Below are 19894 nucleotides of genomic sequence, written 5' to 3' on the forward strand. Positions count from 1 at the left end.
AAGGAGGTTTTTTTCATATTTGACAGTAAAAAGTTTAAAGTTATCTAAATTAATGATACACTATATAAGAAAAAATACTTAAAAAAGTCGGTGGAATATGGATAACAAGAGATTGATCATTATAGATGGTTTTAGCTTGATTTATAGAATGTTTTATGGTGTCAGACCAATGGCCACCAAAGATGGAATTCCAACAAATGTTGTTTATGGTTTGGGGAATTTGTTGATCAACATACTGGAAAATTTCAAACCTGATTATATTGGGGTTGCTTTTGATGAAAGCGGTCCAACTTTCAGGCACGAATCCTATAACGAATACAAGGCAGGGAGAATGCTCATGCCTGAGGACCTTGAAGTACAGATTGCTCACGTTATGAAGATGCTCGATTTGATGGATATCAAAAAAATTTCATTGGAAGGCTTTGAAGCGGATGACATAATTGGAACCATATCTAAAATTTGTTCTGAAAATGGAATAGAAGTGGATATATTGACAGGGGACCGGGATGCATTTCAGCTGATCAACAATAAAGTCAAGGTTCTATACACCAAAAAAGGAATCAGTGATGTAGATATTTTTGATGAAGACAAAATCATTTCTGACTACGGGCTTTCGCCCAGAGATTTGATCGATGTAAAAGCCTTGATGGGAGATAAATCCGACAACATTCCAGGAATTGCAGGTGTAGGTGAAAAAACGGCGGTAAAGTTGATCAAGGAATATGGAGACTTGGATGGCGTATATGAAAATATAGAAGAAATTAAAGGTAAATTGCAAGAAAAGCTGATCAATGACAAGGAGAATGCCTACTTAAGCAAGCATCTGGCTGAAATAATAAGAGAAGTGCCTTTAGTATTTGAACTTGACGAATACAAAACACTTGATTATGGGAACAAGGAAGTGATAGATTTTTTTAATGATCTTGAATGCCACTCCATAGTCAAACGACTGGCAGGGGAAGATAAACTTGCAGAAGTTCAAAAAGAAATCACCGATAGTAAAATCGTTGTAATTAATGCCGATGAGGATTTTTCCCGTCTTAAAGAAAAAATTTTAGTGCAGGAAAAATTGTACGTAACTTATATAACAGAAAAAACAGATATTGTAAACTTAAAAGCTATAAGTTTTTATTTCGAAGATAAATGTTATTATATTTCTTCAAACCACATTACTGAAAATGTTATGATCAAAGAACTCAAAGAAATTTTTGAGTCAAAATCATTGGGGAAATATTGCTATGATGCAAAAGATCTGCTGACTTGGTCATTAGGCAGAAACATCGATTTTAATTCATTGAAATTTGATGGATTCCTGGCATCATACTTATTGGATCCTTCAGATAGCAGGTATGGCTTGAGTGAGATCGTGTCCAAATATTTTGGAATAGAAATCCCATCGCACGAGGAAGTGTTCGGAAAAGGAAAATCAAGAAAAAAGTTCACGGAAGTTGATGAAGAAACAGTTAAAAATTATATGTGTACTCAATCATCCATGATTCCGGAAATTTTTGTTAAATTGGAAAAACTGTTGGAAGAATCCGGCATGATATCTTTATTCCATGATATTGAGCTGCCTTTGGTGGAGGTACTTGCATCTTTTGAACATGAAGGATTTACCATTGACCAAGAAGAGTTGGATAAACTTGATATCGAATTTGACTCCATTTTGGAAAATTTGACGCAAAAAATTTACTCATTGGCAGGGAAGGAATTCAATATCAATTCGCCGAAACAACTCGGGGAGATATTGTTTGATGATTTGAAGCTGCCGGTGATAAAAAAGACTAAAACCGGTTATTCGACAGATGCCGAAGTACTTGAGAAGCTTTCAGACAAGCACCCGGTAGTTGAATCCATATTGGAATACAGGACTGTGGCAAAACTTAGTTCTACATACGTCAAAGGGTTCAAGCAAATAATAAACAAAAGGACTGGAAAGATACACTCGACCTTTAATCAGGCCTTAACTTCAACCGGGCGTATTAGCAGTTCAGATCCAAATCTGCAAAACATTCCAATAAAAATTGAAATGGGTAAAAAAATTAGAAAAATTTTTGTCCCCTCTAAAGAAACAAATAAATTGCTTGATGCCGATTATTCACAAATAGAATTGAGAATATTAGCTCACATATCCTGTGACAAGACGCTGATCGAGTCATTTAAAAGAGGTGAAGACATACATACAAGGACTGCTTCAGAGATTTTTAATGTCAAATTGGATGAAGTTGAGCCAAGACAAAGAATGTATGCCAAAACCATAAACTTTGGACTTATATATGGAAAACAGGCTTATGGACTATCCCAAGATTTGCAGATTTCACGAAAAGAAGCTCAAGAATATATAGACAGGTATTTTGGAAGATACCCGGGTGTCGAAGAATACATGAAAAACATAGTGAACGAGGCAAATGAAAAGGGCTATGTAACAACGATTTTTGGAAGAAGAAGATTCATTCCAGAAATCAATTCAAGAAATGCCATGATAGCAAAAAGTGGCGAAAGGCTTGCATTGAACACGCCCATTCAGGGAAGTGCCGCTGACATAATAAAGATAGCAATGATCAACGTTTATGGGGAACTGAAGAAAAGAAAATTGAAATCCAAACTTATACTGACCGTGCATGATGAGTTGGTATTAGATTGTCCTATAGAAGAAATTCGGGAAGTTCGAAAATTAGTTGTGGATAAAATGGAAAATGCTGCAAAACTTAAGGTGCCTATGACGGTTGAAATTTCAGAAGGGAATAATTGGTATGAAGCCAAATAATCAAATTAATGAGAGAATTAGTTGTTACCAATAACGAAGAGAAACAGAGGATAGACAGATTTCTCGGCAAATACATGAAAAATGCTCCAAAGAGTTTCATTGCCAAGAACATTCGAAAGAAAAATATCAAGGTAAATGGTAATAAGGTGGAGCCCTCGTACATGCTTCAAGCAGGAGACGTAATAAAAATGTTTCTTGCTGAAGAAACTATAAGAAAATTTTCTTTAGACAGCACAAATGGAAAGGAATCATTCAAAGAAAATATTTTAAAGAGTAAAAACATATTGTTTGAAGATGAGAATATATTGGCTGTATACAAGTTACCGGGAATTTTAACCCATGGCGATGATCTATCGGTAGTTGAGATTGCCGTAAATTATATGAAGAAACAAGGGTCATACGATCCTGAAAAAGAACTTACCTTCAGACCATCCTGTTGCAACAGACTTGACAAAAACACCAGTGGTATCGTGATTGTTGCAAAAAACAACAATACACTGATTAAAATCAATCAACTAATAAGGGAAAGAAATATAAAAAAATATTACATTGCTTTGATCAAGGGCGTAATTGAAGAAGAAATACATCTCGGTGGATATATAGAAAAAGACAAATCAAAGAATATATCAAAAATTACCACCTACAAGACTGAACACTCAAAAGCGGTGGAAACACATATGAAACCACTTAAGTGCAACGGTTATTATACACTTATGGAAATAGATTTAATAACCGGTAGATCTCACCAAATACGTGCCCATTTAAAATCAATAGGAAAACCAATAATTGGTGACAGTAAATACGGAGATGAAGTAGAAAATAAGCTCTATTACAAAAAATATGGATTGAAATCTCAACTACTGCACAACAGATCCATATCGATTAAAGATTATTACGGCGCAGGGAAAGATTTGGCAATAATTGCGCCTCTCCCCGAGTTGTTTGATAAAATCATAAAAGATCAGTTCAAGGAGTGAAAAAATGCCTTATTGGAACAGTAGAGGCTTGAGAGGAAGCACGTTGGAAGAATTTGTGAATCTAACCAACGAGGAATATATGCGTTGTGGTTTGGCTGTAATTCAAAAATTGCCCACAGCTATAAAACCTATAAGATTGGATCAGGAAAAGGGCATAATCAATCTTGCTTATTTTGAACAAAAAAGCACAGTTGATTACATGGGAAATATTCAAGGAATACCTGTGTGTTTCGACGTCAAGGAAACAGGTAAAGACAGCTTGCCCATATCAAATATCCATGAACATCAGTTGGAATTTATGGAAAAATTCAGAAAACAAAACGGACTAGCGTATATAATAGTCAGATATTCAAAAATCGATAGATGTTTTTTGATACCTTTTGAAGAAATTAAAAGATATTGGGATGATGCTGCTAGAGGTGGAAGAAAATCCATACCGTGGAAATCCATGAATATCAAATACGAGATAAAAAGAGAAGGTACGTTTCTTCTTCATTATTTGAAGGCAGTGAACGAATACCTAAAAGATTGTGAATGAAATATTTTATTGTGGAGTTGAATCAATGAAGGAAATTTTGATATATACAGACGGCGGATGCAGGGGAAACGATGCCTCAAAGGAAAATCTTGGAGGAATTGGAATAGTTATGATGTATCCCCATAAAGATCACACCAGGGAAATAAAAAAAGGATTTCGAAATACAACAAATAATCAAATGGAGCTTTTAGCTGTCATTACAGGGCTTAAAATGTTGAAAGAAAAGTGTGATGTAAAAATATATTCTGACTCAGCGTATGTAGTTAATGCATTTAATCAGGGCTGGGTCAAAAATTGGAAGCAAAAAAATTGGAGTAGGGGAAAAAGTGGAGAGCTGAAAAACAGGGAATTATGGATCGAACTTGACGAATTGGTCAATAAGCATAAAGTCGAATTCATAAAAGTCAAAGGGCACGGTGACAACATTTACAACAACAGAGCTGATCAGCTGGTAAATGAAGCGATGGATGAGTTGATTTAATTGGCATACTAAATCTGAAAGGGGTGAAGCGGCAAAACTGCCGCAGGAGAATGGACAAGAAAGAACTTAGAAAAAAGGTGTTGGCAGAAAGAAGCAAATTTTCAAAGAATTATATAAGCGAGGCAAGCAATAAGATATTCAATCAAATCAGGAATATGGAAGTATATAAAAAAAGCAATACTGTGATGATATATGTAAGTTACGAAAATGAAATCGACACTCATGATTTCATCAATGAAATGATTCGTGAGGGGAAAAGAGTTGTTACACCCATTTGTGATTTTAGCGATAGAAGTATGATTTTAGCCGTCACGAATTCATTTCCTGAAGGCTTTGAGATGACTAAATTCGGAATTTTAGAGATGCCGATTGAAGGTGCGGTTGCAGTGACGGAGGAAGAAGTAGATTTGATAATCACTCCTGGCGTTGCATTTACTAGAGATGGAAGAAGAATGGGTTATGGAGGGGGATTTTATGACCGACTTCTTGCAAAAAAACGTGCGGAGACATTGACGGTTTGTCCCTGTTACGAAGAGTTTTTATTGGAAGACATACCGACGGGGAAATATGATCTTCCTGTTGATATCATCGTAACGCCAAATGAAACGATTTATGCAGGATAAAGGCATGATCGATCGCTCCAACAATGAAATTTTCGTTAGAGGTAACGTTGTTGACAAAGAAATTTTTCACTTAAAGACAAGAAGAATTTATTTAATTAAAAGGGTTTTGGAGGTTAATGATGAACGAACTGCTGGTTAAAGCTATAACGGAATTGAATGAAGACAAAGTGTTGAAAATCGTAAAATCTGAATTGGAAAAAGGTACGGACATAAATGAAATTTTGTACCTGCTCCAGCAGGGCATGGACAAGGTTGGAGATTTATACGAAGAATGTGAATATTTTATCGCTGACTTGATAATGGCTGGGATAATATTCAGGGAGGTATTGGAACTCGAAGACATGAGATTCAATGGAGATTACGTTGGGGATAAACCTTTGGGGAAAATCGTCATAGGAACAGTTAAAGGAGATCTTCACGATATCGGAAAAGATATATTTCTCAATTTAGCAAGGTCGGCAGGTTTTCAAATCTATGATTTGGGAGTCGATGTGGAGCCCGAAAAATTTGTAGAAAAACTCAGGGAGACTGAAGCTGAAGTCCTCGGACTCAGCGGTGTTTTATCATTAGCCATACCCAGCATGAAACAAACGGTGGACGCAGTCAGAAATGCTGGTTTAAAACAAAATGTCAAAATAATAGCAGGAGGAAATCTTCTGAATTCTGATACTGCCGGGCATATAGGCGCAGACTCTTTTACCAACAATGCCATGGAGGGTTTGAAAATATGCAAATCTTGGATCAAGAACGATAGATAAGGAGATTTGAAATGGGATCACCTATATATTTGAAAATAGTTGAAGATTTTAAAGAGAGGATCAATTCCGGTGAAATCAAACCGGGCGACATGATCAAATCGGAAAATGCGCTTTGCGAAGAATACTCAGTCAGCAGGATGACGGTAAGAAAAAGTTTGAATGTCCTTGCTGGAGAAGGATATATATATTCGGTGCCTGGCAAGGGTAATTTTATAAATGAGCCCAATCAGGACAAATATATCTTGTACTTCAATGAAATGACTTCCATCGAAAGTAGTGTGGAAGACACTCAACTGTTGGATGTAAATATAATTAAGCCAACGCTTGAAATAATATTCAATATGCAGATACCTGAAAATAAAAGAGTTGTACTGATCAGAAGAGTATTCTTGAGCGACGATAACCCTGTGGCGTATGATATCAAGTACATTCCATATTATCGGGGAATACCCATCGTTGAAAAAGAGATACACTACGCTACTTTTCCAGAAATAGTAGCCAAGAAAAAATCATTATTTGCCATCAACAAGGAACTAAAGATCAAAGTGCAAAAGCCAAGCGAAGAGCTTCAGGAAATTTTGGGAATAGAAATTTCTGATCCAGTCATGGTGATAGAACAAAAAATGCTGGATGAGGGTAATCGACCTATAGGATGGGGTGTTACGTACTTCAGAGGGGATTTCTTTCACCTGCAGGCAGTATCATCATTTGCCGATAAATCAAACAGCATTTATTAATTGTAATGGCGCCCCGGTTATGTTACAATATTAACATAACTTGTATATACATGTAAGGGGAACTACAGATGAAGAATATTATAATTGCCTGTGACACACTTAAATATGAAATCTTGGTTGCTAAGGATAAAACCAACAACTCCGATGAAATCATTTGGCTTGATGGTATGCTTCATATGGATACTGACAGGCTGAGGACTGAATTACAAAAGGAAATCGACATTGACCGGGGGTGCGACCACATTTTGTTGGCATACGGAAATTGTGGGAATGCATTGGTCGGATTGAATTGCAGTCATGCCAAAATGGTTGTGCCTAAGACGGCAGATTGTATCTCGATGCTCTTAAACAAAAAGGAAGACGAAATCAGCAGAGACACTTATTTTTTGACCAGAGGTTGGATCGAACTTGAAAAAAATATTGTAAGAGAATATTCCCACTGTCAGGAAAAATATGGTGATGAGAAGACAAAACAGATTTTCAAAGTAATGTTGAACAATTACAGAAACCTTATGTTGATAGACTCTGGTGCATATGATCTTAATGATTACACCGCGCTTTCTAAAGAAATAGCCAAGAAAATCAATTTAAACTTCAGTATAAAAAAAGGTGAGACTACCATGCTTGAAAAATTGTTTGCAAATGATTGGGGCAACGATTTCGCAATTATCGAAAAGGACAAGCAGATCACCATGGCTGATTTTGAATTGGACAATGTAAGCATCATAAATTGTGTTTCTAACTTAATGTGATTATTAAGGCTCCTGAAAACGGGAGTTTTTTTATTATTCGAATTTCTATTGATTATTATTGAATAATTATATAAAATATAATTTGATAATCAAAGTATTGAGGTGATAAAATGAAAGAAGTAAAGGCGATACTTAATGATACATTGGTATTATTGTTTAATCTTGTATTGAAGAGTGAGGAAAAATTTTTAAGAGAAGTAGGTTGCAAGGACCTTTCCATAAATGAAATTCACGTTATTGATGCAGTTGGTAAAAATGAGAGCCCAACTATGGGAGCAGTAGCCGGAGAGTTGAATGTCACTCTTGGAACACTTACGACAGCGATAAATAACTTGGAAAAGAAAGAATACGTAGCAAGAAAAAGGGGAGTGAAAGATCGGAGAGTGGTTTTTTTATCTTTGACGGAAAAAGGTCAAAATATTTTTGATTTACATCAAGAATTTCATGATGACATGATCAACGAAATTGTAAACAGTTTAAGTGACTCCGAGGAGTTGGCTTTAATGAAAGGCTTGAACAACCTGATAGATTATTTTATGACAAATTACAGTTAAGGAGAAAAAAATGGGAGTAAGAATAATTACAGATAGTGCCAGTGACATATCCAAACAATTGGAAGAAGATTTTAATATCAAGGTAGTGCCATTGACAGTGAATTTTGGCGAAGATGAACATTTTAAGGACAGATATGAGATAGCATCGGATGCTTTTTTTGAAAAACTAAAAACTACCGAAAAGACTCCGTCAACTTCTCAGGTAAATCCTGGAGAATTCGAAACAGTATTCAAGGAAATTCTTGATGATGGAGATGAACTGGTCGGTATATTTCTTTCTTCTGAATTAAGCGGTACATACAACTCGGCAGTAATGGCTAAAGAAATGTTTTCAGAGAATCAGGACAAAATTTATTTGATAGATTCCCGAAGTGTCAGCTTGGGATTGTCACTTTTAGTTTATGAGGCTGCAAAAATGGCTAATAAAGGTGCTACAGCAGAAGAGATCAAAGAATATATAGAAAAGGCAAAAGAAAAAGTTGAAACTATTATTGTAGTGGATACTCTGGAGTATTTAAAGAAGGGTGGCAGGCTTTCAGCTGGTGCAGCTTTTATCGGAAGTGTACTTAATCTTAAGCCAATTTTGATTTTGGAAGATGGGAAGCTGGTAGCTGTAGACAAGGTTAGAGGGCGAAAAAAAGCAATCAGCTGGATCAAAGAATGGTTGTTAAAAAATAATTTTGATCTTGACGACAAATCGGTGTTTATGGTCCATGCAGCTGAACCTGGATATATGAACGAATTAAAGGAATTCATCGTTAAATCATACAATACAAAAGACATTTTCACCAGCCAGGTCGGGGGAGTTGTAGGAACTCATTCAGGACCTGGGGCAATTGGATTTTCATTTTTGAATTTATGATGGTTATGAAATAAATTTTAAGATCCTTTCGTAAACAGATTCTTTGCCTATTTCGTTTAAGACCTCATGTCTGAAGTTTTCAAACAGTTCGATTTCAACTTTCTCTGTACCCAAAACTTGGGTATAGAGTTTTTTTAGCTTAAAAATATCCCTGCCAAATCTACCCACAGGATCTTGTGAACCTCCGACGAAAAGAATTTTTGCATTTTTACATGTTTGGTGGATGAGTTCCACATTGTTGCAATAAAGTGTACCTGTGATTAAATCGACATAAAATTTTTTGGTGCAGACAAATCCGCACAAGGGATCTTCAATATATTCATTAACCACGCTATTGTCTCTTGTGAGCCAGTCAAAAGTTGTAGATGGGTCTTTTACTGAATTAGCATATGAACCGAATATCATTTTATCCATGAAATAGGATTTTTCCTTTGGATCTCCGATGGAGCAGGCTAATTTGGCCAGATTTAGAGAAGCTTTCATTTGAAAATCGGACAATCCAGCAGTTGTACCTGACAAGACCACTTTGCTTATTCGGGAATCGAAATACTTGATCAAATAACTTCTAACAAGAAGTGAACCCATGCTGTGCCCGATCATAATCATGTTTTCGTCGGAACCAATAGCTTTTTCAATGAAAAGTTTTATATCATCCAAAACATTGAACCAACCCTTTTGTGGGCCGAACCATCCAAGAAGGGAGTCTTCTCCAGTAGCACCATGACCTCTCAAATCCAAGGCGTATACGTCATAACCTGCAGAATTTAAAAAGGAAGCGAAATTGTTGTATCTTAAAGAATGTTCAGCCATACCGTGAATGATAATAGCCGAACCAACCTGTTGCTTGTGAGCCGGCCACTTGTACCAATAGATATTTGTTTCGTCAAATGATTTGAAGAGTTCTTTTGTATACATTTCACCATCTCCTTTTGAAACATTATATCATAAACAAAACGGATTATCTCTCCGATGCTTAACGCATCGGAGGTCGCGAGTGCTCAGCCATAGAAAATTTGAATTTTTCTCATTCTAGCATGGAAAAAACTAATTTTCTGCGGCATGATCCGTTTTTCGCGGATATTATATCATGAATTTAAAATTTAATTTTAAAAAGCCATAACATGGGTATCAAAGAAATGTCAACTATCACAGAACAGGAGCTGATCATATGAAAAAAATTGGAATAATAGCCAACCCAAATTCAGGCAAAGACATAAGAAGGATTTTTTCCTATGCTATGACAATAGGCAATAATGAGAAGGCAAACATGGTCGAAAGGATGATTTTAGGTGCCCAAGATTTGGGTGTCGAAAAATTTTATATAATGCCGGATGCATATAATATGGGAGCGAGTGTTAAGAACACTTTGGAAAACAACGGAGATTTAAAGTCAGAAATCTCAGTATTGAATATGAATTTAAAGAATACCTGGGAAGATACTATTGAAGCTGCCGAAAAAATGGAGTCAGAAAATGTCGACTGTATCATAGTCATGGGTGGAGATGGTACAAGCAGGCTTATTGCCAAAGCCAGGGTAAAGACTCCCATAATATCTGTTTCAACCGGGACCAACAATGTTTACCCTGAGTTTTTGGAAGGAACTGTAGCCGGAATGGCAGCGGCGGCACTTGCGCAATTTGGAAATTCTCCAGATTATGTGGATGAGGACAAAGTTATTGACATATACTTAAACGGAACTCATGTAGACGTAGCTTTGGTGGATGCGGTCGTAACCAAAAACATGTATGTAGGGAGTCGTGCCGTATGGGACATCAATGAAATATCTGAAATAATCGTGTCAAGGGCACATCCAGCATCTATCGGGTTTTCATCTGTAATTGGTATAAATACCGTTTGTCTACCTCAAGACAATTTTGGTTACAGGATAAAAATAAACGAAGGGACCAAAAGATTTCTAGCACCTTTTAGTCCCGGAAAAATGTCGGATATCAAAGTCGATGAGTCGGTTAAGATGGACTTGGATCAAATGTATATAGCCAAAACTTCACATAAGGGAACCATTGCACTTGACGGTGAAAGAGCTGTCATGTTCAATGAAGAAGATGTCTTGGGGTTCGTAATTAGAAGAAATGGTCCTCTCAGAGTTGACGTAAATAAGATTTTAGAACATGCTGTTAAAAACAATTTTTTTGAAAGAATAAATCAATAGTAAAAGAATGTGAGTTTTCCAAGTCCCATTTCGATATTCATATCAATAGTGTTTTCTGCACCTGCGTATCCTTCAGATATGTAGGTGCTTTCATTTTTGTCCAAATTCAACTGATCTAGATTAGTTGAATTCAACGCACCGGCCATATTGATTTTAAGCGCGGACTCTTTGGGAATGTAGATAGCAATATCGGAAACTCCGCTTTTTAAAACGAAGTTGGTATGTTCAATAGTATCCCCAAATTTAATTTTCATTTTTCCGGCACCCAGGTTTATTTTTAGCGAGTTGGTCTTTATCCCCGAAAAATCCAGGTCAGAATCTACTGCGCCTGTATTTATTTCGATATCCCAGTCGATACTGCTGTTTAGATATAAATCCAATTCATTTTCGGAAGAGTCGCCGATATTTATCATATTCCCCTTGTTGTCTATTTTCACAGATTTTAAATTCTCATCACCTGATACATCGACATAAAGTTCATCTATGTTAGAGTCCAATTCAATCAAATTTGTCTCACTCAATTTGTCGAGTGTGAATTTTGCAGCTCCGATGTCAATATCCAATTCACCATTCGAAACCGATTGCGTCAAAGGATAACTATAGGTATCTTTATTAATTTTATTGTTGCTCATATTATTTGACAAGGGATTTCCATATTGCAAGATAAAGGAGTAGACCAAAATTACTAGAAAAAACAATACCCAGAGTATCCTGTCTGCTGTTTTGTTGTTGATTATCATTCCTGCTCCCAGAATTACTATAAGCAGGGGCCATAGATCCGCAATTGAATTGACAAGGTATCTTGGAGAATAATCAATAAATCCAAGATTGTCCAAAAACCACAATGCACCAATACAAATCAATACCACACCAAGAAGAAGATTTTTGTTTTTCACTGATTATCATTCCTTCCTTTTATAATAAGAAATAATCCGAATCCAATTATTATTACAGGCCAAAGCATGTCTGTGTTGAAAAAAAATCTGAAGTTCTTGAGTAGTAAAAACAAGCCGGAGATAATCAATACAGCTCCCAAAACTTTTCGCTGGTTTTCTGTATCGGACCTTTGATCCTGATCGTTGTCTTCAACGGATTCGTTACTTCTGCCGTAAAGTTCATCTTCGTAAGGAAGAATAAAGGCGGCTATCAGGTATAACAAAACGCCGGTACCATACACCAATGCTGTTACAGCCCAGATGATACGGACCACCGAAGCATCGATGCCAAAATATTTTGCGACTCCTCCGCAAACACCCAATACCATTTTATCCTTGCGAGATTTAAAAAGTCTTTTATTCATTTTGCACCCTCCAATCTATAATTTAACTATAAGACAATAAGATTAGAAAAACATTAAGAAAAAATTACCACAGAATTAATCTTGCAAGGGTTCTGAAATAAGTGTAAATTTAAAAGAGAGTGGAGATGATGAAATGAAAAATGACTTTGGTTTATATATCTATAACAAATTGCTGGAAGAAGCTGGTATTCGGTATTATTGCAAATTCAAGGATACCAAAGACGAAAGGTATTACTATCTTTTGATAAATCATCTACTTGAACATTTTAGGGGAAGATCGGTGGAAAATTTATGGGTGACATACCTGGAAGAACTGATTTTAAAGGATGACAACATATTTTCGGAAATGGCGGAGCGAGGTGATAACGTACCGAAAAAAATTTTGCAGATGGTCATGCATGATTTAAATAAACTCAGAGCATTAGCTTCCTTCGACATATCAAAATTGTCGGCTGGTAAAACTGAGATCTTGTTGGGATTTAGAGGAAAAAAGGCTGCAAAGGGTTTTTTTGACAATAACATGATTGAAATGTTTCGTTTTTTGCATGCTTATCACAAAAAAGAAGGAAGGGGTATATTTGTAAGTAATTACGTTTTCAAAATCGACAATGGAGGGAACTTAATACCTATAACTCATTACGATGAAGTGATGTTTGAAGACCTTATCGGGTATGAAAGACAGATTGGGACTATACAAGCGAATACATTGGCTTTGATCGAGGGAAAAGCCTGCAACAATGTCTTGTTGTACGGAGAAAGAGGAACCGGCAAGTCATCTACTGTCAAGGCATTGTTGAACAAATATAAGTATATGGGGCTGAGGGTGATTGAAATGAAAAAAAGTCAATTTAATCATTTGCCGTCGGTAAGCAATATGGTCAGGAATAGAAAACACAAATTCATATTATTTATCGATGATTTGTCTTTTGAAAAGTTTGAAACAGAATACAAAGATTTAAAAGCAGCCTTGGAAGGCAGTTTTGAAAATAAGCCCGACAATTTGATAATAATGGTTACTTCGAATCGAAGACATTTGATAAGAGAAAGTTTTACAGACAGGGATGAAGATGTTCACGGAAGAGAATCAGTAAGCGAACAATTGTCTTTGTTTGATAGATTTGGAATTACTATTTATTTTGAACCACCCGATGAAGAATTATATTTTAGAATGGTAACCGAGTTGGCATCAAAAAATCAAATTTCATTGTCTGAAGTAGAATTAAGATCCAAGGCCAATGAATGGAAGGTGGCGAAAGCAGTAAAATCTGGAAGAAGTGCGCAACAATTTGTTGAATCATTGAAAATCAGATAAAAATCAGCAGATGCTTGAGCTCAAATCCTTGCCGCATTTTAAATGTTGGTTATTACATGTTTTACACTGATATTTCCATGTGATAAAATGATGAAAGTGGAAGGAGGCATGATTTATGAAATTTGAAATAGCACATATTTGCTTGAGAGTATTGAACCTCGAAAAATCCATTGAGTTTTACAGAACTGCTTTGGGATTTAGAGAAGTACGAAGAAAAGATTTCCCGGAAGCAGGGTTTACTTTGGTTTTTATGGCTGATGAGGATGACAAAAATCAAGTTGAGTTAACTTACAATTATGACAGGCAAACTCCATACGAGATAGGAGACGGATATAGCCACCTGGGTGTATTCACAGACGATCTGGAGGGAGCTTTGGATTTCCATCGAAAGAATGGGTATGAAGTTACTGATATCAAAGGCCTGCCGGGATCACCGGGGAAATTTTATTTTCTTACTGACCCGGATGGATACAAGGTTGAAGTAATCAGAAAGTAGAAATATTGTTACAATTTGTTAAGTTGATTATTTTTAACGTTCTGTTATAATAATTCATAAATATTCAACAGCGGAAATGAGATGATCGAATGAATCGTTTTACCAAATCAAAGAAATTAGACAATGTATGTTACGACATTAGAGGTCCTGTAATGGAACAGAGCATGATCATGGAAAGCAATGGGGAGAGTATTATAAAACTAAACATAGGAAATCCCGCGCCCTTTGATTTGTTCGCCCCTGATGAAATCATACACGATGTAAGGATCAATTTAAAGGAAGCAGAGGGTTATTGTGATTCTAAAGGGATTTTTCCAGCACGAAAAGCGATAATGCAACATTATCAAACCAAAAATATAATGGATGTAACATTGGATGATATATATGTGGGGAACGGTGTGAGCGAGCTCATTACCATGTCTATGCAGGCCCTTTTGGATGCAGGTGACGAAATTTTGGTTCCAGCTCCGGATTATCCTTTGTGGACGGCTTCTGTAAATTTGGCTGGGGGCAAACCTGTTCATTATATTTGTGATGAAGAAAATGGGTGGAATCCTGATATTGAGGACATCGAATCAAAAATTACTGATAAGACCAAGGGGATAGTGATCATAAACCCAAATAATCCTACGGGTGCAGTTTACTCAAGAGAACTGCTTCAAAAGGTGGCAAAACTTGCTGAAGAAAAGGGCATTATTGTTTTTGCGGATGAAATATACGACAAGATAATCTACGATGGGGTCGAACATGTACCTATGGCCACTTTGGTCAAAGACGTATTATGTATAACATTCAATGGATTGTCAAAATCACACCGAATAGCAGGGTTTAGGGTGGGGTGGATGATGTTGAGCGGCAACAGAGAAAATGCATCGGATTATATTCAAGGAATCAACATGCTTTCAAGCATGAGACTATGCTCCAATGTTCCTGCTCAGTATGCCATACAAACCGCACTGGGAGGATATCAAAGTATCAACGATTTGATCAAACCGGGTGGAAGACTTTATGTTCAAAGAGATTATATATATGAGCGAATAAATTCCATAGAAGGATTAAGCTGTACAAAGCCTACAGGCGCTTTTTACGCTTTTCCCAAAATAGATGTGGAAAGATTTAACATCAAAGATGATATGAAATTCGCTTTAGATTTTTTGAAGAGCAAAAAAGTTCTTATTGTTCAAGGAACTGGCTTCAATTGGAAAAATCCCGATCATTTCCGAATTGTTTTTCTACCAAACCTTGATGACCTAAAAATTGCGCTAGACAGACTTGAAGATTTTTTGAAATATTACAGACAATAAAATGGTCGAAAGACCATTTTTAGTGTTCGGTATTTAAGAATATTATGATATAATAATGTTCGTGCCTGAAAAAAAGTGATGAAATATGGTAAAACATGGGAATTAATTTGATTTTTGTCAAATTAAGAGTATAATTATGTATTAGATTTAGTACAAATTACGGTTGGGAAGTGTTTTTATGAATGAACTTAATTTTGTCTTATCGCGTATTGTCGATATGGATAAGAGAGCTGATGATGTTAAAAGCGAAACTGAGAATCAGCTGGAACTTATCGAACAGTCTGCTTTTGAAAAGATAAGGAATTTGGAAGCGGAACTTGATGAAACTACTAAGAAAAATTTAGACAGGTTTCGAAGTGAAATTATGGAAGAAGCCGAAACGAAGGCAAACCAAATCCTGAGTGAATCCAATGCTTATTGTGAGAATATAAAAAATTCATACGAAAAATTAAAATTGGAACTTGTAAAACGAATTACAGACTCAATAATTGCAGGGAGATGGTAGGGGATGTTTTTAGACACACAGTCAGACGCCATCTATTCCAAGACAAGTGCGCTCAAGTCAAAGATGCTTCAAATGGACGACTATAAAGCTTTGATGGGGAAAGATAACGTCAGGCAAATATATGATTACTTGTTGGAATTTTCTGTTTATGGCGAAAAACTGGCTGAGCTAAGAGGCCAAAAGATTCATAGGGGAGACGTTGAGCGAGCACTTTACATGCATCTAATTTCATCTATTGAGAAGATATTGCATTATTTAGGTGGAGATTATAGGAAATTTATAATTGCATATCTTAAAAAATTTGAAATCGAAGATATAAAATTGGCTATTGAATCGGTTACCGGCAGGACCAGTATAACGGATTTGGAAAATCATATACTGTCCACGGATTCTTTTTCAAAAATAGATATCAGGGAACTGCTGGCTCAAGAAACATTGCAGGATCTTATGGAGAAATTAAAGGGCACTGATTATTACAGGTTGTTGATACCTTATACAAACCAAGTCGATTCCAAGTTCAGCTTTTATGTCGAGATGATATTGGATAGGTTTTACTATAGCCAGTTGATAAAGGCTGCTAAAAAATTACCAGATGCTGACTTGAAAGGTGCGGTTGACCTTCTAGAAAGAAATATTGATCTATATAATTTGGAATGGCTGTACAGGGCAAGAAAATTCTACGATATGTCAAAAGAGGAAATTATAAACTTTGTTCTCGATTCAGGCAAGAAATTCAACTATTTTCAACTAAAGGATCTTGTCTATGAAAGCGATTTTCAAAAGATGATAGGATATCTAAGTTCAACGGATTACGGATTTTTATTCAATCATGACTGGGATATAGATTTGTACATGGAAAGAAGAATCGAAAGATATCTGTTTTACAAGAGTTTAAATCTCTATGGAAAGTCAGTATTGGATTTTAGTAAAGTATACGCTTTTATAATGCTGATGGAATTTGAGGTCAAAGACATTATTTCAATTATAGAGTGTAAAAGATACAAGCTGCCTATAGCTGAAATATCCAAGTACTTAATACGAGATACCGAGGTGGTGGAACAGTGGCAATAGAAAAATTAGCAATGATGAACGTGGTTGGCGAAAATACTTATGTGGATGATTTTATTAAAGAGATCCTCTTTATGGAAAATGTTCAAGTGGTAGATGCATACACTGAAATCGACAATTTCAGATTCACTATCGATGTGACTGAAGAAAACTTAAAGGAGATCCTGGGTTTTTCATTTCTAGAATCAGGAATGAATATCAGGGGAAAAGAAGATTTTGAAAAACGTATAGATCTGATAAAAGATGTTTATGGTGACGAGTTTGTAATCGACAAAAGAAATCTAAATAGACACATAGATCTAAATGAAGTGGTTAAAAGCGTTTATACCATTTACAATTCGTTACACAAAAGGCATAAAGTATTAAGGTTGTTCCAAAACGATTTGGATTTGATGAATCAGAGCATCAAGGCGTACGAATATTTAAGAGATTCCGATATTCAAATGTCGGAACTGAATAACTTGAAGTATTTTAATTGCGTGCTGGGATCTTTAAGCAAGGAAAACGTTGAAAAGCTTAAACGAAATTATGGGAATATCACCGCAGTAGTAGTTCACGTAGGAACCGAGGAAAACAATGAAGTGTATCTGGTAATATCCCCCAAAGATCTAGAAACCGAGACAAACAGGATTTTGAGATCATTGAATTTCAAGATAATCGAAGGGCTTAGAGAAGAATATGACAAGAAACCTGAAGAAATAATCGACTGGCTAAAAATGAAACGTGAAACCTTTAAAGAGAAAGCAGATACTCTCGAAAGAGAAATTGAAACTATTAAGGATGAGTACAGAGAAGAAAGCAATTTTGCCTTCAATGTTTTTCATCTCTACGGGCGAATTGAAGAAATTAAAAAACAGATGGCTTTCAGTGAGGAGCATTTCTATTTTTCCGGTTGGATACCCAAAAAAATGAAACACAGTATAAAGCATAAATTATCCCAGTTTAAAGATATAATCATTATGTTCAATGAAGATTACAATGACCCCAGTATGAAACCGCCAACCAAATTAAAAAACTTTTGGATGTTTAGACCTTTTGAATTCATGATCAAGATGTACGGGATGCCATCGTACAAGGAAATGGATCCGACACCGTTTTTTAGCATCAGCTACCTGGTGTTCTTTGGGTTTATGTTTGGCGATATAGGTCAGGGTTTCGTATTGCTGCTGCTTGGGATCCTTGCAAACAAAAAAGGCATTGCCTTGGGTAATATAATTCAGCGTCTGGGAATCAGTTCCATGGTTTTCGGGGTCGTATATGGCAGTATCTTTGGATTTGAAAACCTGTTACCCGCAATATGGGTCAAGCCTTTTCATCATATAAATACAATTTTGATCACAGCCATAATAATCGGCGTTGCTTTTCTTCTGGTAAGTTACATATATGGTATGGTAAATAGCATAAAGGTAAAAAACTATTCGAATTTTATTTTGGGTAAAAACGGATTAACAGGCTTTCTACTTTATTTGACCTTGCTTTTGATAGTTTTGGCAATAGCTACAGGAAATCGGGTCTTGTCAGTGGCATTTTTGTCTCTGATTGCAGTAGTGGCGGTAGTTATACTGTTTTTAAAAGAATCTGTTTCAAAAATGCTCGGTTTCAAGGAACCCGGACATGGGGAGCATGAACATGAGAGTGTTGTCGAAAAAGTGTTCGAGATGTTCGAGATACTTTTAAGCATGGCAAGCAATACATTGTCGTTTATCAGGGTAGGAGCATTTGCCCTTAATCATGTTGGACTGTTTCTGGCATTTGAATCCTTGGCTAAATTAACGGGATCGGGAGTTGGAAGTACGGCTGTATATATAGTCGGGAATGTCTTCATCATTGGTCTTGAAGGACTAATTGTAGGTATTCAAGTAATGAGATTGGAATATTATGAACTTTTCAGCAAATATTTTGAAGGTGGCGGCATAGAATTCAAGCCGGCAAAACTATAATTAGGAGGAATTTAAAATGTTGAATTTTATTTTGTACAGTGCGATTTTTGTGATTTTTCTTACCATATCGGGCGGAGTTTATTATTTGAAAAAAGGTTATGAACACAATAGTAAAATCCGTAGATTTCTTCAGTTGAACCTCACCATGTTCATACCAATGATGCTTGGTGCAATTCTCGTGATCATACCGGATATGGTCCACGCTGCTGAAACAGCGACTTCATCATCGGGTTTGGGATACATGGGAGCAGCTTTATCCACCGGTCTTGCATGTCTGGGTAGTGGTGTGGCAGTTGGTAATGTAGGATCTGCAGCTTTGGGAGCAGTTTCGGAAGACGAAAAAATGCTGGGTAAAACACTGATATATGTTGGTTTGGCAGAGGGCATAGCCATTTATGGACTGGTAATCTCCATAATGATATTGGGGGCTCTGTAAGGAGGCACTCATGAAATCATATTTAATAAGTGACAACAGAGATACATACGTAGGTTTGAGAATGGCAGGGATAGAAGGTGAATACCTGCAAAATATAGAAAATGCAGAAATGGTTTTTAAGACGGCAGTTTCTTCAGGATATGGAATTATATTCCTGACTGAAAAAATCTACGTAAAAATCAAGGAAAAAGTAATCGAATATAAAGAAAAGAACAGTATTCCTTTGATAACAGTTATACCGGATAGACACGGATTTGACGAAAGCAAGGAAAAAATAACGAACTATATAAAGGAATCCATAGGATTGTGACAGG

22 protein-coding genes are annotated in these 19894 nt (G+C 36.1%); 19 read left to right on the forward strand and 3 right to left on the reverse strand.

Going from position 1 to position 19894, the window contains the following annotated elements:
- The first annotated feature begins 97 nt into the window (after positions 1-97).
- The 10 genes from polA to IWB18_RS05265 all read left to right on the forward strand — a co-directional run bounded on the left by polA (position 98) and on the right by IWB18_RS05265 (position 9049).
- On the forward strand, positions 98-2767 hold the full coding sequence (gene polA, locus IWB18_RS05220) for a DNA polymerase I (RefSeq protein WP_195682557.1): 2670 nt from the start codon (positions 98-100) through the stop codon (positions 2765-2767).
- 8 nt (positions 2768-2775) lie between these two features.
- On the forward strand, positions 2776-3744 hold the full coding sequence (locus tag IWB18_RS05225; RefSeq protein ID WP_195682558.1) for an RluA family pseudouridine synthase: 969 nt from the start codon (positions 2776-2778) through the stop codon (positions 3742-3744).
- Positions 3745-3748: 4 nt separating this feature from the next.
- Entirely contained in the window at positions 3749-4282 is a 534-nt protein-coding gene (locus tag IWB18_RS05230; protein ID WP_195682559.1) for a Holliday junction resolvase RecU, read from the forward strand.
- A gap of 25 nt (positions 4283-4307) precedes the next feature.
- Entirely contained in the window at positions 4308-4763 is a 456-nt protein-coding gene (gene rnhA / locus IWB18_RS05235; RefSeq protein ID WP_195682560.1) for a ribonuclease HI, read from the forward strand.
- A gap of 50 nt (positions 4764-4813) precedes the next feature.
- The gene (locus IWB18_RS05240; protein WP_195682561.1) at positions 4814-5386 is read left to right on the forward strand and encodes a 5-formyltetrahydrofolate cyclo-ligase; all 573 of its coding nucleotides are present in this window, start codon (positions 4814-4816) and stop codon (positions 5384-5386) included.
- A gap of 119 nt (positions 5387-5505) precedes the next feature.
- Entirely contained in the window at positions 5506-6144 is a 639-nt protein-coding gene (locus IWB18_RS05245) for a cobalamin B12-binding domain-containing protein (protein ID WP_195682562.1), read from the forward strand.
- An 11-nt stretch (positions 6145-6155) separates the two neighbouring features.
- Entirely contained in the window at positions 6156-6881 is a 726-nt protein-coding gene (locus tag IWB18_RS05250; RefSeq protein ID WP_195682563.1) for a GntR family transcriptional regulator, read from the forward strand.
- Positions 6882-6949: 68 nt separating this feature from the next.
- Positions 6950-7633 carry a DUF1638 domain-containing protein gene (locus IWB18_RS05255; protein WP_195682564.1) on the forward strand — a complete coding sequence of 228 codons (684 nt, stop codon included), beginning with the start codon at positions 6950-6952 and terminating at the stop codon, positions 7631-7633.
- A 110-nt stretch (positions 7634-7743) separates the two neighbouring features.
- Entirely contained in the window at positions 7744-8187 is a 444-nt protein-coding gene (locus IWB18_RS05260; RefSeq protein ID WP_195682565.1) for a MarR family winged helix-turn-helix transcriptional regulator, read from the forward strand.
- A gap of 10 nt (positions 8188-8197) precedes the next feature.
- Positions 8198-9049: a DegV family protein gene (locus tag IWB18_RS05265; protein WP_195682566.1), complete on the forward strand. Its 852-nt coding sequence runs from the start codon at positions 8198-8200 to the stop codon at positions 9047-9049.
- A gap of 3 nt (positions 9050-9052) precedes the next feature.
- Here the strand turns inward: IWB18_RS05265 and IWB18_RS05270 are convergent, their stop codons facing one another.
- A complete protein-coding gene (locus IWB18_RS05270; protein WP_195682567.1) occupies positions 9053-9964 on the reverse strand; it encodes an alpha/beta fold hydrolase in 912 nt (303 codons plus the stop codon).
- Positions 9965-10217: 253 nt separating this feature from the next.
- Here IWB18_RS05270 and IWB18_RS05275 point away from each other — a divergent pair, with 253 nt between their 5' ends.
- Positions 10218-11219 (forward strand): NAD(+)/NADH kinase, encoded by a 1002-nt coding sequence (locus tag IWB18_RS05275; protein ID WP_195682568.1) that lies wholly within the window; start codon positions 10218-10220, stop codon positions 11217-11219.
- Here the strand turns inward: IWB18_RS05275 and IWB18_RS05280 are convergent.
- Together IWB18_RS05280 and IWB18_RS05285 are read right to left on the reverse strand one after the other, a co-directional pair.
- Positions 11213-12115, reverse strand: coding sequence for a LiaI-LiaF-like domain-containing protein (locus tag IWB18_RS05280; protein WP_195682569.1), 903 nt, complete (start codon positions 12113-12115; stop codon positions 11213-11215). The genes IWB18_RS05275 and IWB18_RS05280 overlap by 7 nt on opposite strands.
- On the reverse strand, positions 12112-12519 hold the full coding sequence (locus tag IWB18_RS05285; RefSeq protein ID WP_195682570.1) for a PspC domain-containing protein: 408 nt from the start codon (positions 12517-12519) through the stop codon (positions 12112-12114). Before IWB18_RS05285 ends, IWB18_RS05280 begins: the two co-directional genes overlap by 4 nt.
- 133 nt (positions 12520-12652) lie before the next feature.
- Here IWB18_RS05285 and IWB18_RS05290 point away from each other — a divergent pair, with 133 nt between their 5' ends.
- The 8 genes from IWB18_RS05290 (at position 12653) to IWB18_RS05325 (ending at position 19890) form a co-directional block, all read left to right on the forward strand.
- Positions 12653-13831 (forward strand): ATP-binding protein, encoded by a 1179-nt coding sequence (locus IWB18_RS05290; RefSeq protein ID WP_195682571.1) that lies wholly within the window; start codon positions 12653-12655, stop codon positions 13829-13831.
- A gap of 115 nt (positions 13832-13946) precedes the next feature.
- A complete protein-coding gene (gloA, locus tag IWB18_RS05295; RefSeq protein ID WP_195682572.1) occupies positions 13947-14327 on the forward strand; it encodes a lactoylglutathione lyase in 381 nt (126 codons plus the stop codon).
- A gap of 89 nt (positions 14328-14416) precedes the next feature.
- Positions 14417-15631 (forward strand): pyridoxal phosphate-dependent aminotransferase, encoded by a 1215-nt coding sequence (locus IWB18_RS05300; RefSeq protein WP_195682573.1) that lies wholly within the window; start codon positions 14417-14419, stop codon positions 15629-15631.
- A 178-nt stretch (positions 15632-15809) separates the two neighbouring features.
- Positions 15810-16136 (forward strand): hypothetical protein, encoded by a 327-nt coding sequence (locus IWB18_RS05305; protein WP_195682574.1) that lies wholly within the window; start codon positions 15810-15812, stop codon positions 16134-16136.
- Positions 16137-16139: 3 nt separating this feature from the next.
- Positions 16140-17207, forward strand: a complete 1068-nt coding sequence (locus tag IWB18_RS05310) for a V-type ATPase subunit (protein ID WP_195682575.1) — start codon at positions 16140-16142, stop codon at positions 17205-17207.
- Positions 17198-19144 (forward strand): V-type ATP synthase subunit I, encoded by a 1947-nt coding sequence (locus IWB18_RS05315; protein WP_195682576.1) that lies wholly within the window; start codon positions 17198-17200, stop codon positions 19142-19144. The genes IWB18_RS05310 and IWB18_RS05315 overlap by 10 nt, the downstream gene beginning before the upstream one ends.
- Positions 19145-19160: 16 nt before the next feature.
- Positions 19161-19580 (forward strand): ATP synthase subunit C, encoded by a 420-nt coding sequence (locus IWB18_RS05320; RefSeq protein WP_195682577.1) that lies wholly within the window; start codon positions 19161-19163, stop codon positions 19578-19580.
- A gap of 10 nt (positions 19581-19590) precedes the next feature.
- The gene (locus IWB18_RS05325) at positions 19591-19890 is read left to right on the forward strand and encodes a V-type ATP synthase subunit F (protein WP_195682578.1); all 300 of its coding nucleotides are present in this window, start codon (positions 19591-19593) and stop codon (positions 19888-19890) included.
- The last annotated feature ends 4 nt before the right edge of the window (positions 19891-19894 follow it).

The sequence above is a fragment of the Alkalibacter mobilis genome, assembly GCF_015594845.1.
Taxonomy (GTDB): Bacteria; Bacillota; Clostridia; order Eubacteriales; family Alkalibacteraceae; genus Alkalibacter; species Alkalibacter mobilis.

What these genes read in the sequence shown, in the direction of transcription:
- IWB18_RS05310 (WP_195682575.1), top strand. Translation starts at nt 16,140, where the DNA reads ATGTTTTTAGACACACAGTCAGACGCCATCTATTCCAAGACAAGTGCG.
- IWB18_RS05270 (WP_195682567.1), bottom strand. Translation starts at nt 9,964, where the DNA reads ATGTATACAAAAGAACTCTTCAAATCATTTGACGAAACAAATATCTAT.
- rnhA (WP_195682560.1), top strand. Translation starts at nt 4,308, where the DNA reads ATGAAGGAAATTTTGATATATACAGACGGCGGATGCAGGGGAAACGAT.
- IWB18_RS05255 (WP_195682564.1), top strand. Translation starts at nt 6,950, where the DNA reads ATGAAGAATATTATAATTGCCTGTGACACACTTAAATATGAAATCTTG.
- IWB18_RS05305 (WP_195682574.1), top strand. Translation starts at nt 15,810, where the DNA reads ATGAATGAACTTAATTTTGTCTTATCGCGTATTGTCGATATGGATAAG.
- IWB18_RS05320 (WP_195682577.1), top strand. Translation starts at nt 19,161, where the DNA reads ATGTTGAATTTTATTTTGTACAGTGCGATTTTTGTGATTTTTCTTACC.
- IWB18_RS05300 (WP_195682573.1), top strand. Translation starts at nt 14,417, where the DNA reads ATGAATCGTTTTACCAAATCAAAGAAATTAGACAATGTATGTTACGAC.
- gloA (WP_195682572.1), top strand. Translation starts at nt 13,947, where the DNA reads ATGAAATTTGAAATAGCACATATTTGCTTGAGAGTATTGAACCTCGAA.
- IWB18_RS05225 (WP_195682558.1), top strand. Translation starts at nt 2,776, where the DNA reads ATGAGAGAATTAGTTGTTACCAATAACGAAGAGAAACAGAGGATAGAC.
- polA (WP_195682557.1), top strand. Translation starts at nt 98, where the DNA reads ATGGATAACAAGAGATTGATCATTATAGATGGTTTTAGCTTGATTTAT.
- IWB18_RS05275 (WP_195682568.1), top strand. Translation starts at nt 10,218, where the DNA reads ATGAAAAAAATTGGAATAATAGCCAACCCAAATTCAGGCAAAGACATA.
- IWB18_RS05240 (WP_195682561.1), top strand. Translation starts at nt 4,814, where the DNA reads ATGGACAAGAAAGAACTTAGAAAAAAGGTGTTGGCAGAAAGAAGCAAA.
- IWB18_RS05250 (WP_195682563.1), top strand. Translation starts at nt 6,156, where the DNA reads ATGGGATCACCTATATATTTGAAAATAGTTGAAGATTTTAAAGAGAGG.
- IWB18_RS05260 (WP_195682565.1), top strand. Translation starts at nt 7,744, where the DNA reads ATGAAAGAAGTAAAGGCGATACTTAATGATACATTGGTATTATTGTTT.
- IWB18_RS05285 (WP_195682570.1), bottom strand. Translation starts at nt 12,519, where the DNA reads ATGAATAAAAGACTTTTTAAATCTCGCAAGGATAAAATGGTATTGGGT.
- IWB18_RS05325 (WP_195682578.1), top strand. Translation starts at nt 19,591, where the DNA reads ATGAAATCATATTTAATAAGTGACAACAGAGATACATACGTAGGTTTG.
- IWB18_RS05265 (WP_195682566.1), top strand. Translation starts at nt 8,198, where the DNA reads ATGGGAGTAAGAATAATTACAGATAGTGCCAGTGACATATCCAAACAA.
- IWB18_RS05230 (WP_195682559.1), top strand. Translation starts at nt 3,749, where the DNA reads ATGCCTTATTGGAACAGTAGAGGCTTGAGAGGAAGCACGTTGGAAGAA.
- IWB18_RS05245 (WP_195682562.1), top strand. Translation starts at nt 5,506, where the DNA reads ATGAACGAACTGCTGGTTAAAGCTATAACGGAATTGAATGAAGACAAA.
- IWB18_RS05290 (WP_195682571.1), top strand. Translation starts at nt 12,653, where the DNA reads ATGAAAAATGACTTTGGTTTATATATCTATAACAAATTGCTGGAAGAA.